General features: G+C 52.7%; 11 protein-coding genes. 3 read left to right on the top strand and 8 right to left on the bottom strand.

Going from position 1 to position 15,441, the window contains the following annotated elements; all coding sequences use genetic code 11:
- Positions 1-15 precede the first annotated feature (15 nt).
- From A8B84_RS09615 to A8B84_RS09585, 7 genes are all read right to left on the bottom strand, one after another.
- A complete protein-coding gene (locus A8B84_RS09615; RefSeq protein WP_064228515.1) occupies positions 16-351 on the bottom strand; it encodes a hypothetical protein in 336 nt (111 codons plus the stop codon).
- Between the two features lie 122 nt (positions 352-473).
- Positions 474-899 carry an organic hydroperoxide resistance protein gene (locus A8B84_RS09610; RefSeq protein WP_064228516.1) on the bottom strand — a complete coding sequence of 142 codons (426 nt, stop codon included), beginning with the start codon at positions 897-899 and terminating at the stop codon, positions 474-476.
- Between the two features lie 198 nt (positions 900-1,097).
- Positions 1,098-4,160, bottom strand: coding sequence for an efflux RND transporter permease subunit (locus A8B84_RS09605; protein ID WP_064228517.1), 3,063 nt, complete (start codon positions 4,158-4,160; stop codon positions 1,098-1,100).
- Positions 4,161-4,171: 11 nt separating this feature from the next.
- Entirely contained in the window at positions 4,172-5,206 is a 1,035-nt protein-coding gene (locus A8B84_RS09600; RefSeq protein WP_064228534.1) for an efflux RND transporter periplasmic adaptor subunit, read from the bottom strand.
- 189 nt (positions 5,207-5,395) lie between these two features.
- The gene (locus A8B84_RS09595) at positions 5,396-6,526 is read right to left on the bottom strand and encodes an ABC transporter permease (RefSeq protein ID WP_064228518.1); all 1,131 of its coding nucleotides are present in this window, start codon (positions 6,524-6,526) and stop codon (positions 5,396-5,398) included.
- A 1-nt stretch (position 6,527) separates the two neighbouring features.
- Positions 6,528-9,302, bottom strand: coding sequence for a ribosome-associated ATPase/putative transporter RbbA (gene rbbA / locus A8B84_RS09590; protein WP_064228519.1), 2,775 nt, complete (start codon positions 9,300-9,302; stop codon positions 6,528-6,530).
- 3 nt (positions 9,303-9,305) lie between these two features.
- Positions 9,306-10,385 carry an HlyD family secretion protein gene (locus A8B84_RS09585; protein WP_064228520.1) on the bottom strand — a complete coding sequence of 360 codons (1,080 nt, stop codon included), beginning with the start codon at positions 10,383-10,385 and terminating at the stop codon, positions 9,306-9,308.
- Between the two features lie 271 nt (positions 10,386-10,656).
- On the opposite strand from A8B84_RS09585, the gene A8B84_RS09580 reads away from it, so the two are divergent.
- The 3 genes from A8B84_RS09580 to A8B84_RS09570 all read left to right on the top strand — a co-directional run bounded on the left by A8B84_RS09580 (position 10,657) and on the right by A8B84_RS09570 (position 14,099).
- Positions 10,657-11,301 (top strand): TetR/AcrR family transcriptional regulator, encoded by a 645-nt coding sequence (locus A8B84_RS09580; RefSeq protein WP_064228521.1) that lies wholly within the window; start codon positions 10,657-10,659, stop codon positions 11,299-11,301.
- Between the two features lie 96 nt (positions 11,302-11,397).
- The gene (locus tag A8B84_RS09575; RefSeq protein WP_064228522.1) at positions 11,398-12,165 is read left to right on the top strand and encodes a DUF4105 domain-containing protein; all 768 of its coding nucleotides are present in this window, start codon (positions 11,398-11,400) and stop codon (positions 12,163-12,165) included.
- The gene (locus tag A8B84_RS09570; protein WP_064228523.1) at positions 12,162-14,099 is read left to right on the top strand and encodes an esterase/lipase family protein; all 1,938 of its coding nucleotides are present in this window, start codon (positions 12,162-12,164) and stop codon (positions 14,097-14,099) included. Before A8B84_RS09575 ends, A8B84_RS09570 begins: the two co-directional genes overlap by 4 nt.
- A gap of 74 nt (positions 14,100-14,173) precedes the next feature.
- Here the strand turns inward: A8B84_RS09570 and A8B84_RS09565 are convergent, their stop codons facing one another.
- Entirely contained in the window at positions 14,174-14,995 is an 822-nt protein-coding gene (locus A8B84_RS09565; RefSeq protein WP_138103120.1) for a phospholipase A, read from the bottom strand.
- Positions 14,996-15,441: the final 446 nt, after the last annotated feature.

Raw genomic sequence — 15,441 nt, 5'->3', positions numbered from 1 at the left:
AAATTCTACTTTTGATCACCGCTGTTTTTCGGGGGGATTACCCTCCCAGTCATGCGTGATCGGATTTGTTCCTTCCGACCGCTTCACCATGGCCTCACCTGGGATCAACTGAACTATGGAGCCCGGAGGGTATTTGCCTCCTTTTGATGAATTGGCGACCAAGATGGTTTCGCTTAAATTATCAGTCAAGCTGGCAACATAGAATCCACGTACCGGTATCATGTCCGTGATGCATTCGAACGACTCTTCGCCTACGAGAATCGCTTCGTCTTGGTGTTGATCAGCAAGTACGGGAAACACTAGGGCCATCGAAAGCCCAATGCCTAGTAGGAACTTCTTGTGACTGAACATGGAGCTTTCCTTTCAATGGGTTTCGTCTAGACTCAGTTCTCGTCATACGTGATCAACAACACCTTAGTGCAGCGGGATCGAATCCAATGCGTCGACCCGCTGAATCTTGAGCTGACGGAGCCTCAGCGGGTAAACACAGACAACTTTACGTCTACGTTGCCTCGCGTAGCATTCGAGTATGGACAGACCTCGTGAGCCGCAGTCACAATTTTCTCAGCAGTGATTTGATCGACGCCGGCCAGCGTCACGTCCAACGCCACCGTCAAACCAAATCCTCCACTGTCGTTTGGACCGATGCCAACAGTAGCGGTCACTTCCACATCGTTGTCACGAACCTTCACTTCTTCTTTGCGGGTCGCGTGAATGACCGCATTTCCGAAACATGCTGCATAGCCGGCCGCGAATAACTGTTCGGGGTTTGTAGCCCCGCCCTTTCCACCCATGCTGACAGGTAAGGCCAGCTCCAAATCGAGCTGGCCATCGTCGCTTCGAACTGCCCCATTTCGCCCACCGGTCGCGGTTGCTGTAGCGGTATATAGTGTACTCATGGTGATTCTCCTGCTTGGTGAGATTAGAATTCTATATTGTTAGCTATTATATCGCTAGCAATATAATTGACATTCTAAGTTGCCCTGTCTGGCTGTCAAGGTCTAGCGTAAAAGTATAGGAAGGTCATTACAGCAATATCGACCGAAGTTCGACAGCTGTTTCTGAAGCGTTGGCAAAACCCAGGCCGTTACCTTGTCTTAGCAGGACGACTTAGAACCACCTTTGTAATAGGCGATATTGAAAAACAGTGCATAGAACACTGGCACCGCAATCAATGTCAGAATAGACGCAAAGGCAAGCCCTCCCATGATGGTCACTGCCATACTGTTGAAAAAGGCATCCGTCAGCAACGGAAGCATCCCGAGAATGGTTGTGCCCGCTGCCAACAGCACCGGGCGAAGACGGCTCACACAAGCGGCCACAAGTGCATTGGCCGCTGTAACGTCTTCAGCGCCGGTTCGGTCATCGATTTCATCAATCAAAACGATGGCATTCTTCATCAACATCCCCGACAGGCTCAGCATGCCGAGAAGGGCAGTGAAAGTGAAAGGCAATCCGGTTAGCAGAAGCCCGATCACCACCCCGCACACTGACATCGGTACAACGAGCCATATGATCAGAGGCTGCCTCAGTTTGCCAAAAAGCAAAACGGATATTAGCAGCATGATTAGGAAGCTGATCGGTAGCTGTTGCATAAGTGCCGCTTTTGCATCGCCGGCCTCTTCGTACTCTCCTCCCCATTCCAGCGAGTAGCCCGCTGGCACTTCTATCGCCTCGATATCGCCGCGTATGGACTGGAAGGCCTGGTTGGAGGTATAGCCATCGGCGGAGTTTGCCTTTACCGTCAATGTGCGCACGCGATTGCGACGGGAAATAAGGCTCTCTTCGGTTCTGGTTGCGAATGAATCGACGACCTGACTGATGGGGACAAAAATTCGCTCGGCATTGCTCCAGACCAGACGGTCAGTAAGCAGATCCACATCATCACGCTCTCGGGCGGGCGGTCTCGCCACCACCGGGATAAGATTATCCCCCTCCCGGTAAGTACCGGCGCGGATTCCAACGGAAGAGAATTCCAGGGTCCGCGCGATCTCATCACGATTGATGCCGGCCAGCCGCGCTCGCTCTTTATTAATGACAGGCGCCACGACGACTTCCTGTTCCCGCCAGTTATGTCGCACATCAATGAGCCTGGGGTTTTCACGCATTAGATGTTGAGCCTGGCTGGCAAGTCTTCTCAGGATAACGGGGTCGTTACCCTGGAAGCGGACCTCGACATCGGCCCCATCACCCGGACCAAATTTAATGCGCTGGGTACGCACCTCGGCCTGCGGATAAGCCTCATTCAGCTCGCGGTATATTTTTGGATCCAATGTATCAATCGTTTCCAGATCCCGGGCAACTATGATGAACTGAGCGTAAGCTGAATTAGGCTGCTCAGGTGCGTAGGTCAGCATAAACCGCGTGGCACCTCTTCCTATGAACGTTGCCACTGCCTCAATGCCCTCATGTTCCAACAGGTAACGACTGATCGCATTGGCATCGCGCTCTGTAGCTCGGATATCCGTGCCGTTGGGAAGCAAGTAATTAACAAAAAACATGGGGGTATTAGAGTTCGGAAAGAACGCCTGGGGCAGCAGCCCGAAACCCCAGATACAAAGCGCCGTAATGCCCACCAGCAAGGAACTGATGATCCCCCTGCCGCGCAATGCCCGGATCAGAATTTTTTTATAGACACGATAAACGAGCCCGGAATGAGGGTCGCTGTCATCAACCCGAGCGTTTTTCAGGAAGTAAAAACCAAACAGGGGCGTCACGGTAATGGCAAGCAGCCAACTGAGCAACAAGGAAATCATGATGACCATGAACAGCGAGAACAGAAACTCGCCCGTCACATCGTCAGAAAGTCCGATTCCGGCGAAGGCCATAACTCCGATAACGGTGGCGCCTAGAAGCGGAATCTGGGTGCGCCTGGCAGAGGCGCTGGCGGCCTCTGTGGCGCTCAAACCGCGCCTGATATTGATTACCATGCCTTCAGCCACCACGATGGCATTATCCACCAGCATGCCCATGGCAATGATGAGCGCACCGAGAGAAATGCGTTCCATCTCGATATCCAGAATCGCCATCAGCAAAAGTGTGCCCAGAACAGTGAGTAAAAGGGTAGCGCCCACCACCAGACCAATGCGCCACCCCATGAAAAGGCACAGTGCGCTGATGACGATTGCCAAGGATGTCGCCAGGTTGATTAGAAAGTCATTGATGGCAACATCGACAACACGATGCTGCTCGTAAATCGGGTGCAACTCCACACCCAGTGGAATGCGATCCTTCAACGATAGCAGGTGATTTTCTACTGCCTCCCCCACTTCAATAATGTTTTCCGTAGGGACACCTGCAATACCGAGGGTAAAAGCCTCATCGCCATTGAATCTGATGAGATGATCGGGAATTTCCTTCGCCTTCCGATAGACATGTGCTATGTCGCTCAACGCCAGCTGCTGGGTTGAGCCAGGGCGTCCGATACGGATTGCTTCAATGTTCTCGACACTGTCAACCTGAGTCCTTGTCACAATCCTGACTCGGCTGTCGGCGACACGAATAGAGCCTGAACTTTCTACAGTGTTCTCTGTCTGGATGGTATTGAGCACCTGGTCAATCGATATTCCCAACGTTTTCAGGCGCTCATTAGAGATTTCCACATAGATGGTTTCCTCGCGCTCGCCAGCGATGGTGACACGCGCAACGCCAGGTACTGTCAGAATTTCCCGCTGCAGAAACGTCGAGATATCCCGGATTTCACCTTCCGAATAACCCCCGGCTGTGACCGCATACAGCAAGCCATAAACCTCACCGAAGTCGTCATTGACCCGGGATGGTGAAGCACCTTCCGGCAGTGAGCCTTGAGTATCATTAACCTTTCGTCTCAGTTCATCCCAGATCTGCGGAAGCTCATCGCTACCGTAGCTATCGGCAATTTCCACTTCGATTTCCGATCGTCCCGGCTTGGAAAGGGACTCGATGACACCGACCTGGGGCAACTCCTGTATCGCTCTTTCCAGGCGTTCGGTAACCTCTTCCTCCACCTCCTTTGCGGTGGCGCCTGGGTAATTGGTATTGATGATGGCATTGGGGATGGTAAAGGCAGGATCTTCAAGTTTGCCAAGGGTATGGAATCCACCAATACCCCCAAAAAAGCAAACGATAATTATCAGCCAGGTATTGAGCGGACGCTCAATGGATGACCTTGCGATATCCATGACAGCTTCCCTTAATGCGCCCGTTTCAGCGGTCGTACTTGCATTCCATCCCGCAACTTACTCGAACCGGTGGCAGCTATGGTCTCACCCACCCCGAGCCCAGACACGACCGCCACTTGATCACCTCGGATGTCGCCAATGATCACGCTCCGCGGGCTGACACTTTGATTTTCAGGGTCGTATCGCCAGACTTGAAAATTACCCGTCGCATCCTGATCAAGCGCGCTGACAGGAATCTCGATTTCTGAAGCAGCGGTGGGATCTTCAAGGCTAATGGATACCGCTGCAGTCATTCCGGGCAGAACAACAAATGGCACGTCATCGCCGAGTGCAAACTCCACTTCATAGGTTTGCGCTACTTCATCCGGTTCGGTAACGTGCTCACGGTACTCAAGGGGAATACGTTGCCCACGCATGGCCAGCATTTCAGCGCTGACTATCAAGCGATCAGGATTCAAAACATGCCGAATCAAAGCCTCGGGCACACTGATCCTTATTCTCAGTTCTGAAACGTCCTGAACTCTGATTATCTGTTCGTTGGGCTGAACATTACTGTGGAGATCGACGAGACGCCGGGTTACCAGCGCATCAAAAGGCGCACGGATAGTGGTATAAGATAGATTCTGCCGGGCTTGCTCCAACCGAACTTCCGACAGCTCTAAATTGGTTTGTGCTTCATCGAAGACAGACTGGGAAATGGCATTGCGTTCGAGGAGCTTACGCTTGCGTTGCATATCTCGCATAAGGAGCTCTCGCTCGGCAAGCGCCCTCTTGACTGCCAACTCGTAATCGGTTTGCGCAAGTTGAGCGATTAACTCTCCCTCACGGATAATCCGACCCTGAACCGCTGGGAACTCGACAAGGCGACCGCTAACTTGAAAAGAAAGATCAACCTTTCTCAAAGCGAGGACCCGGCCCACGAAACGGCGGCTTTTTATACCATCCTGCTCACCAACAACGATCAATTTTACGACTTTCGGACTCACCTCCTCGGTAGGCTCACCACCACTGCAGCCAGTTATCAATACACAAGAGGCCAATGCCATTGCCTTAACCACCCAACCTCCCGCACGCCATGTGACCAGGCCCGCGATTAATGGGAACTTGCTCAGCGTTCCACAAAACCTCCCATTCTTTGGGATCACAGACTCTGGCTCTAGCCATTTTCGGGCGGAATTGACGTTGCGGATGGTACCCCCTTACAGATAGCTATGTTTAGATTAGCGGTTGAACGATCACGACATTTGGCCAATGGTCTTACGAAAGCGTGCGAGTGAAAGGATAAATAGCACGACGCCGATCAGGGTTAACGCGAGAAAAGGTTGCCACACCACTTCGAGACCCGCTCCCCGATAAAGGATGGCCTGGCCAAGCTCAACAAAATGTGTGGTTGGAGCAATCAGCATGAGGTCTTGCACAATCTCGGGCATACTCTCGCGTGGCGTGGTGCCACCGGAAAGCATCTGCAGCGGCAGGATTGTGAGCATCATCAACATGCCAAACTGCGGCATGTTACGGGCCAGAGTAGCGATGAAGATGCCCATTGACGTAGTCGCGAACAGGCTCAATGCTGCACCGGTGAAAAATAATGCAATGGAGCCTTCAATCGGTACATCCAGTACACCCCGAACCATTAGGTTGAGGGAAAGGAAAGCAGCAACCAAAACGATCAGAGCCATCGACCAGATCTTGGAGAGCATGATCTGAGCAGGAGTCACAGGCATAACCAGCAAATGCTCAATAGTACCGTGCTCCCTTTCTCTAATCAGTGCTGCACCAGTCAGGATGATGGACAAAAGCGTAATGTGGTTGATGATCTGAACCACTGACCCAAACCAGGCGCTATCCAAGGCTGGATTGAACCGTGCACGCAGCGCGAGATCCACCGGTAGCGACTCGTTTCCACGATAACGCTTGATGAATTCGTTGACCTCGCCAATGACAATCTGCTGAACATACCCACTACCAGTGAAGGCCTGGCTCATTCGAGTCGCATCGACATTTAGCTGCATTGCAGGGGACCGCCCTGCCAGCACATCTTGCTGAAAATTGGGGGGAATCACCAAAGCAAATGTGTAAAGACCCGCATCCATACCTGGATCCACATCGTTATAGCCGATCATGGCGGGTGGGGTGAATTGCGGCGGATAGAACGCCGACGCGATGCGCAGTGAGAGCGCCGAGACATCCTCATCGACTATCGCAATGGGCGCATTGTGAAGCGTCTCCGGCATAGATGTGGCCGAGGTGTAAACAGAAGCGGTGAATACGTAGACGATAAGCACAAGCATGACTGGGTCACGCCACAGGCTCCATAGCTCTTTTATCCCCAGCTGGTAAATGTTGGCCAGATTTCTTGAGCGCATCTCAGCGTTCCTGCTTCTTGAGTAAAAAGACGGCCAACCCGAGAATGACCGGCACCGACAGCAACATGAACCATAAAGGCTCGGTAAGGTCAGCGAATCCCAAGGCTTTACTGAACACGCCTCGACTGATGGAGATCATGTGTGTCGCCGGGTAAATCTCGCCGATAAATTTGCTGGAGCCCTCAAGGGAAGAAACCGGATCAATCAATCCGGAAAATTGTGTCGCAGGTATCAGAGTGCCTATCATCGCAAAGAACATCGCCGCGATCTGACTCCGCGTAACTGCCGAGGCCAGCAGTCCCATGCCAGTTGAAGCGAAGGAAAAGATTAGTGCAGCCAGCGACAGAGTAAAAAAGCTGCCCTTGATTGGTACGCCGAAAACAGTGACTGCCAAAAGACTCATCAGCAAAAAGTTCACCATTGCCAAACCGACATAGGGAAGTTGCTTACCCAGCAGGAATTCAATGCGAGTGACTGGCGTTACGAAGAAATTGGTGATGGACCCCGTTTCTTTCTCACGCACCACGGCCAAGGCCGTCAGCATCGCCGGGAGCATAAGCAGCAAAAGAGGCAAAACTGCTGGGACCATAGCTGGAAGACTCTTGACATCCGGGTTGTAGCGAAAGCGAGTTTCGATGCCCGCATACCCTTGAACGGTGCCCGCTCCGTGCTCCCTCATCTGATCCTGCAGCCAATGCTGGTGTATTCCCTGAACGTAACCTCGAACCGTTTCCGCTCGGACCGGCATGGCGCCGTCTAGCCAGGCGCCAATTTGCACAGTTTCGCCGCGTAACACGTCCCGATGAAATCCAGAGGGGATTTCAACAGCTAATGATAGTTCTCCGCTGCGCATGCGGCGGTCCATATCCTCGTAGTCTAGAATCGGCGGCCGCTCAGTGAAATAACGCGACCCCGACAGATTCAACGTATAGCTGTGACTAAGCGTCGTCTGATCCCGATCAAGTACGGCATAGCGCAGATTCTCGACGTCCATCGTGATGCCGAAGCCGATGACAAACATCAATATCAGTGAACCGCCCAGAGCCAAAGTGGCGCGCACCGGATCCCTCCTTAATTCCAGCGCTTCCCGCCACAGGTAACTGAGCATGCGACGCAGACTGAAGAAACCGCTGTTGGAGGTGTGCTCACCGTTTCGGGTGGTGGGCGCAGCTGGTTCGATGGCCTGACCTTTCCTCAGCGACTGACCGGAGGGCGAGACTGTTTCACCACCGCCCTCGGCCTCAACGAGGTAGCCGATGAAGGCCTCCTCAAGGGATCTGGTGCCGCGCTTTTCCACCAGTCTGGCGGGAACATCGCTGTCGAGCACCTTTCCCGCGTGCATCATCGACATACGATCGCAGCGTTCAGCTTCGTTCATGAAGTGAGTAGAAATGAATACGGTAACCCCGTCACGCCGTGAAAGCTCAATGAGCAAACGCCAGAAGGCATCACGCGCCACGGGGTCAACACCCGAAGTCGGCTCATCCAGAATCAGCAGTTCCGGCTTGTGCACCATGGCAACAGCCAGAGACAAACGCTGGCGAATCCCCAGGGGTAGGCTTGCAGGCAGATTATCGAGTACAGCTTCCAAGCCGAAACGCTCAACCATCTCACCAACACGCCTGGGAATCTCTTCTTTCGGCACGTTGAACAGTTTGGCATGCAGCTCCAGGTTTTGGCGTACCGTGATCTCACTGTAAAGCGAGAATGCTTGCGACATATAGCCTACGCGATGACGGGTTTCGAGGTCATGGGGATCCACCTCGCGCCCAAACAGCCAGGCCCGCCCTTCGGTGGCTGCCAGTAATCCGGTCAACATTTTCATGGTTGTGGACTTTCCACAACCATTGGAGCCGAGAAAGCCGAAGATTTCGCCGCGTCGTATCCGGAAAGAAACCTTGTCAACGGCCACAAAGTCGCCGAAGCGCATGGTCAATCCCTTGGCCTCAATGGCAATGTCATCTGCATGCTCTTCAGGCAAAGGGGGAATGACCACCGATTCATACCCTTGCTTTTTCTCCTCAGGAAGCAGGCGGATAAAAGCCTCTTCCAGGGTAGAGCTGCTTACGCTGGCCAGTAAATCATTCGGCGTGCCCGTGGCGAGAACGTGACCATCGTCGATTGCAGCCAGCCAATCGAAGCGCTTGGCCTCATCCATATAGGCAGTGGCTACGATGACACTCATGTCTGGACGATCTGCCCGGATGCGATCAATCAGGTCCCAGAATTGTGCACGTGCGAGAGGGTCTACGCCCGTGGTTGGCTCATCCAGAATCAATAGATCCGGATCATGGATCAACGCGCAACACAGACCCAGCTTTTGCTTCATGCCACCTGAAAGCTTACCCGCCGGTCGCGTCAGAAACTTATATAAACCGGTAGCTCGGGTAAGCTCATCAATGCGTTGGCGACGTTCTGCTGCGCCATGCCCGAACAAGCGAGCAAAGAACTGCAGGTTTTCCTCAACCGAGAGTGTTGGGTAAAGATTCCGCCCAAGCCCTTGAGGCATATAGGCGATGCGAGGCCCTACCTGCTTTCGCTGGGTCTTGCTAGCCATATCTGCGCCCAACACGGCGACACAGCCTTCTTGGATGACGCGAACGCCAGCCAGTAATGCCAAAAGGCTGGACTTACCGACTCCATCCGGACCAATCAGGCCGGTCATTTGTCCTGCAGGAATCTCCAGGTCAATTCCATCCAGAGCCAGGACATCTCCATAACGTAAGCGTACCTGGTGAACGCTGGCAACGCTCGCGAACTGCGAGGACTGATTCATTTTTTACTCCGGCACGCGAAGGTCAAGACTTCCGGGCCATTCCACATCAGTATCAAGCCTGACCCATGCCACACCGGGCAGGCCTGTCTTGACCTGCCTGAGATGCTCATGCAGCAACTCTGGAGAGATTTGTGCTCGTACACGAAACATCAGCTTTTGTCGCTCGCTAGCAGTTTCTACAGTCTTGGGGGTGAACTGTGCAGCACTAGCCACATAGGAAATCGTCGCCGGAATAACGTAATCGGGCGCGGCGTCCAAAACGATACGCACTTCCGAGCCGATACCTACGCGACCAGCTACCGTTTCGGGCAGAAAAAAAGTCATGTAGACATCCGTCAGATCAATCAGATTCAGGACCCGCCCACCTGCTCCCAACACTTCGCCAGGTTCTGCCACTCGTATCTGAACACGACCATCACGTGGCGCTCGCAGCTCGCTATCCCGAATTTCTGCTTCGATGCGATCGATGGTGGCTGTGGCAGCGGATACGGTTGAACGCGCACCGACCAGTTGGGCTTTGGCCGCCTCAACGGCTGCGCGCGCGGCCGCCGCCTGAGCTTTCGCAACGGAGACTGCAGCACGGGCACCGCTGGCCTGCGCTCGATCATCGTCTAGCTGTTGTATGGATGCGGCCCCCTTTTCAGACAATGTCTGCGAACGTTTCAGGCGCCGCTGTGCTGCATCAAACTCTGACTCTCGCTGGTCAACAAAGGCCAGAGCCGCAACAACGTCAGCTTCACGCAGCGCCACCTGTGCTTGCGCCGCCGATACCATATGCATCGCCTGCTGGCGCATAGCCAAGGCTTCATTGCGCTGTGCTTCGAGCGTCTCCAACTGCATCTGGGCCAATGGTTGGCCAGCCTCTACAAAGTCTCCCTCCCGAACAAAAATGCCTTCAACGCGCCCGGGCAACTTTGTGGCAACGTCGATCTCGGTGGCTTCAATTCGACCATTACCACTGACGAAGCCTTCGCCGGGCCCTGTTTCGGAATAGTTCAACCAGCCCCACCATGCCATGGCAGCGACGCCAGCGGCGATACCAATGACCAGGAGCTTCTTAATTAAAGATGGAGAGGTAGTCATAAGTCGAGAGAGCCTTAGCGGGTTGGTTCAGAGGGTGAGGTGTAAGCGTCAAAACAGATCTATCCCTCAGCTAAAAAAACGACCATACGGACGTTTTTAAATTATACGGTATAATCCATACACTGGAAACACTTGCTGTGAGGCATTTGTGTTCAAATGATTGCGATGACGATAGCTTAAAACGGCCTATTGTCAGGCCACCGTTACTCATTACGTCGGTGAGGCCGTCGATGACAACTTTTGACTTTTGACTTTTGAAGAGAGACTTTCTATGGGATCCAAAAACAATAACGTGCCGGCGAAGCGCCGCTATTTATCCTCTGAAGCCAGAAAAGAAGAGATATTGGACGCGGCGCTAATAGAGTTTTCTGACCGGACCTACAATGCTGTGTCTATGGAGCAAATTGCAGAACGCGCCGACCTGTCCAAGGCGGGGATCTATGCTCACTTTAAAAGCAAGGAGGAAATTTTTCATGCCTTGCTCGGACGAACGACACGACAACTATGCGATTTCCAGGGCTGGCTTCCTGATGAAGATTTGTCTTTGTCTGAGTTCATAGATGTTTACCTTGAACGCCTCTACGCAACCTTTGACTCTCCCGCAACCATATCAATCTACCGGCTACTACTGGCAGAAAGCGCCAGAGCGCCGGATCTTGTGCAACGGTGGCACAATGAAATTGCGCGCGGCTTAAGAGATAGATCGCAATCCATCATCCAACATCAGATACGCCGAGGCATTGTTCGCCCGAGCGTCTTGACAGAACACTTTTTCCCACTTGCACTGGCTCCCGCGCTATTGTGGATCAACTCGTCAATGCTATCCCAGGGAAACCCATCTATATCGCTCAAGGATTTAAAGGAAACGCATCGACGGCTCTTGTATGAGCTTATGCAGCCGAGGTGTGCTGAGTAGTTCACAGAATCAGCTTTCTCAGACAATGAGCAGGCTTCGTCGCACGGGTTTCATTCGGCATCGCGGTCGCGCCTCTATTGATTTGGCAGGGAATGAATGATAGGGCCGTCGCATCATCGGGTGTGGGTAGATGATCTAGCCGGTCTACTAGAAGCGAGGATCACCGGCAAAAAGGTGTACCTGAAAAATGTCCGGAACTTCGAATGGCGAAAAGAGACCGATTACACCATGCACAGGGAGAGTCGCACATATGACCTGGACTATCTGCACAGCGCAGACCTCGTGCCGTCCCCGCACATTGCTCATACGTTGATTTCTTTCGGCTTTGACAACGGTGGGCGGATAGTGTTTTCTCTGGAAATACACAGGAAGAATCACGATACTTTTTCTACATTGAGAGGTTTCTTCCGTCGATTCGAGCAGGTCTTGATTGCAGCCGATGAACGCGATTTTTTGAGTACCCGCAGTAATTTTTGGGGCGAAGATGTTTACCTCTATCGATTGCGGACGAGTCAGGCGAATCTTCGCACTTTGTTTCTGGAGTACTTGCACGAAGTCGATGCACTTCAGCACACGCCACGTGTCTACAACAGGGTGACCAGTAATTGCATTACAATCTTCTTCATGTTGGCTCAACTCATCGCTCCAACCTTGCCTCTCGACTATCGCCTGCTACTGTCGGGGTATTTTGCGGAATACATTTACGATCTTCATGGATTGACTTCCGGCTACCGTTACCCGGAACTGCAGGCGCTTGGGTACATCAACGAACCCGCACTAGCCGCTGACGAAAAAAACGACGATTTTTCAAAGACGATTCAGAGGGGCGTTCCTGGCGTTTTTGTTGAAGGTACACCTCCATGATGCTTCGTCAACCATACAGATCACTGGCATTACTCGCGATTATTTCGTCATTGTTAGGTGGCTGCTCCATTTTGCGGGAGCTTAGTCCGGCGATTGAAACCAACACCCTGGATCCCGGCGAGTTCTTCCAGCTCAGGCGCAGCGATATCCTGACTCGCGGCGCGCTCAGTAATGCCACCCTTCAGACCATTAAAGTAGCTGGTCTGGATGACGAATGTGCGATTCCAATTTCATCAAGCTGCGTCGATGCGCTTAGCGGGGTAGGCGACATTTCAGTAGACAACCAACTGGCAGCACTATCTGAGCTGTGGTTGGCACGAGCGCAAATGATGAGTCCTGGCTCCGAGCAATTGGCCGCTTTACTTGAGGTTGTCCGCTATGCTTATGCCTACCTTTTCTTTGGCAATCGCCAGCCCGGGGAGCGAGCTTTTGAGTATCGACAGACCCAGATACAGGACTGGTACAACTATGCCGTCGCACGGGTTGCCACGGGAATGTTCGAAACCCGAGAGCAAAGATCTGGTCATGAGTCTACCTCTGGCCCACGGCAAATAGCTGGCTGGGCAATACACCTTGAAACAGATGCCCCCCTCCTCTCAGCCATTAGGCCGCTTCCAACTGAGCTATTGCCAGCCTCGTCTTTATCCTTTCGTGGCCTGCGTAGTGTATATAGACAAGATGGCATTGGCGCTGAAATGGTGGCAGTTATGCCGGATGGGCCTCTGATTGAAACACTCTCGCATAGTGCTAACCAGCAACCGAACCGTCAGAGAGAGCTGCCGTCATGGAGCGCGATGCCCACCCCCTCCATAACGATTACGCTGCGCCCCGACGGCGAAGACCTGCAAAATGTGCTGCACACCCAGCAAGCCTATCTGACAGTTCACGATCCCTATATAGAGTCGGCCATCATGATACAGGGACAGCGGATACCGTTGGCCGCCAATTTTACAGCAGGCTATGGGCTGTGGCTGGCGCGTTCAGATTTTCGCCGACAGTCGCTTAGAAGTCTATTTGGTCGCAAAGGCAGTATTGACCGCCCCCATGTTTATCTGATGCAGCAATATGACCCACACAAACGAATCATCGTCATGCTGCATGGACTAGCAAGCAGTCCTGAAGCCTGGGTGGACCTCGCCAACGAAGTTCTGGGTGATGAAACTTTGCGTCAGCATTTCCAAATCTGGCAGATTTATTACCCCACCAATTTGCCGATTGCATTAAACCACGCTGCAATTCGCAAAGCCCTCAGTGATGCGCTCGCACATTTTGATCCGTCGGGCCAGGCGCCGGCGTCCTCGGGCCTCGTTCTGGTAGGCCATAGCATGGGCGGCGTTCTTGCGAGGCTGATGGTTTCATCAACCGATCAGTCGCTAGTCAAACTGGCAGAGAATCGCAGCCATTTTTCGCCGCAGCAGATCAAACGCATTGAGCCGATACTGCGCTTCGAGCCCTTTCCTTTTGTTAACAGAGTCATCTTTCTATCAACTCCACACCGAGGCACAAAAGTCGCGGCGGGACCTTTTGCGCGCTGGATGGCGGGCCTGATTCGATTCCCCGTTACAGTGCTCGAGGAACTCACCCACATACTGGCACCCCGCGCAGCAGCCGTTGATAGGAAGGGAAAGCTGCCGGACTTATCTAACAGCTTAGACAACCTGAGTGAAAAGGATCCTTTCATCAGAACAGCTGCAGACCTTCCGATTTCTCCCCATGTACGCTATCACTCGATCGTGGCTCGCTCCGATCCCGACATGGCTCTCGCCGATTCTGACGATGGCCTTGTACCATACCGCAGCGCTCACCTTCCCGGCGCTTACTCAGAAAAAGTCATTATTTCAGGCCACAGTGTACAGAAAACCGCGGGCGCCATTCTGGAAATCAAACGCATTCTAAAAGAAGACATAGCCGAGCAAGGACCAAGCCAACCCTAACTAATTGTTCGAAAAAGACGTCAAGCATCCGACTCACGGCATCTCTTGATGCTTTTATCATGTTCCGCCTTTGCTTAACGCACGATGGCAAATCCAATCCGAACCTGAAGGTCCTGTTTTCGATTATAGGTTTCGAGTGTTTCGCCATAGCCCTTAAATGCCCGCAGAAACAGGTAGCCGCCCGTTCGTTCGAAAATGCGTTTGCGGATCGGGTACGACAGATCGAGTTGAATGGTGGTTCTGCCGTTGTCGCCCAGCCGGTATAAAGAAGAAATCAGCAGGCTGTCCTCAGTCCCCACTCGAAGAATCAGGTCAGAGTAGCCGCGATAATCTGCAATATCATCGTTTTCAGAGCCCTTTGCCAGATACCCGACAAACTTGGGAGCGATAGTCCATTGCTTACCAAATAGCTCGCTACTCCATGCCGGCATTAAAAATAATGTATCAATGCTGCGTGACCGATCTTCGTCCTGACCATTCGACGCATGCTCATAACCTACCCTCAATAATCGCGCGCCGAATGGGTTGGACTGTGAACGAAACTCCCAGAATACGCTGGGCCTGTATGTGGAGTCCTCGAACGGCGCTGACTCCTCACTAAGATTCCAGAGAGAGGTCTGGGTGTAGGCAACATGGAGGTCTTCGAGCCAGCCCGCACGGTCCACAACAAAACCATCCTCGGCAAAAACGCGGTACTTAAAGCTCAGTTGGAATTCTGCTGTTGTATCGTCATCTTTCCCTACTACGAAGAACATTGGTTCGTTAATCGTCAGTGCAGGCTCTTTAATTGACTCAGCCGTAGAGATGTTGCCGGTGGATCGACTCGGTGTCGAATCGTTCGCCTCTAGCGTTAGAGGCATTAGAAAAGCAAGGATGACAAACGTTCGATAATTCAAAATATACTCCAGAGTCTCAGGTGTCCGCCCGATACGCCCCAAACTAACACTCCTGCTGATCAAGAAGTTTCGAAGCAACCAGAGTATTCGTTGGTTTAACGCCGGGCTCCCAGTGCCCTTGTCTGCTTCTCGCTGCGGGTGATCCAGAGCTCCGCGCGGTCCCCTTAACGCTCACAACAAAACAAACGACTGGACGGTTGTTTTTATTCTACGCTAGACTGCATGCACTGCAAATGACCGTTTTACTAACGATTTAAGTTTTGCGATTAAAGCAACATATTTTCATGTGAACACCACTGAGAAGCTTGAGGCAGGTTCATTAATCAAATGCCTTGGAGAGAAGTAACTAGTGCTGACCGAGACAGATTCACCGGACGAGCAGGCCACCCTTTCTCCACCGGCTCCTGGGAATGACTTTGCACGCGGCTCTTACCAAGTGACGTCGC

Source organism: Marinobacter sp. EhC06, from assembly GCF_001650915.1.
In the GTDB taxonomy this organism is placed as follows: Bacteria; Pseudomonadota; Gammaproteobacteria; order Pseudomonadales; family Oleiphilaceae; genus Marinobacter.
Note: the sequence above shows the minus strand (reverse complement) of the source record. Positions and strands in the feature narration are given on the sequence as shown.

Bases quoted from the DNA above. Each gene is read 5' to 3' on its own strand.
- A8B84_RS09605 (WP_064228517.1), bottom strand. From the start codon at position 4,160: ATGGATATCGCAAGGTCATCCATTGAGCGTCCGCTCAATACCTGGCTG.
- A8B84_RS09585 (WP_064228520.1), bottom strand. From the start codon at position 10,385: ATGACTACCTCTCCATCTTTAATTAAGAAGCTCCTGGTCATTGGTATC.
- rbbA (WP_064228519.1), bottom strand. From the start codon at position 9,302: ATGAATCAGTCCTCGCAGTTCGCGAGCGTTGCCAGCGTTCACCAGGTA.
- A8B84_RS09595 (WP_064228518.1), bottom strand. From the start codon at position 6,526: ATGCGCTCAAGAAATCTGGCCAACATTTACCAGCTGGGGATAAAAGAG.
- A8B84_RS09570 (WP_064228523.1), top strand. From the start codon at position 12,162: ATGATGCTTCGTCAACCATACAGATCACTGGCATTACTCGCGATTATT.
- A8B84_RS09580 (WP_064228521.1), top strand. From the start codon at position 10,657: ATGGGATCCAAAAACAATAACGTGCCGGCGAAGCGCCGCTATTTATCC.
- A8B84_RS09575 (WP_064228522.1), top strand. From the start codon at position 11,398: ATGATAGGGCCGTCGCATCATCGGGTGTGGGTAGATGATCTAGCCGGT.
- A8B84_RS09615 (WP_064228515.1), bottom strand. From the start codon at position 351: ATGTTCAGTCACAAGAAGTTCCTACTAGGCATTGGGCTTTCGATGGCC.
- A8B84_RS09610 (WP_064228516.1), bottom strand. From the start codon at position 899: ATGAGTACACTATATACCGCTACAGCAACCGCGACCGGTGGGCGAAAT.
- A8B84_RS09600 (WP_064228534.1), bottom strand. From the start codon at position 5,206: ATGGCATTGGCCTCTTGTGTATTGATAACTGGCTGCAGTGGTGGTGAG.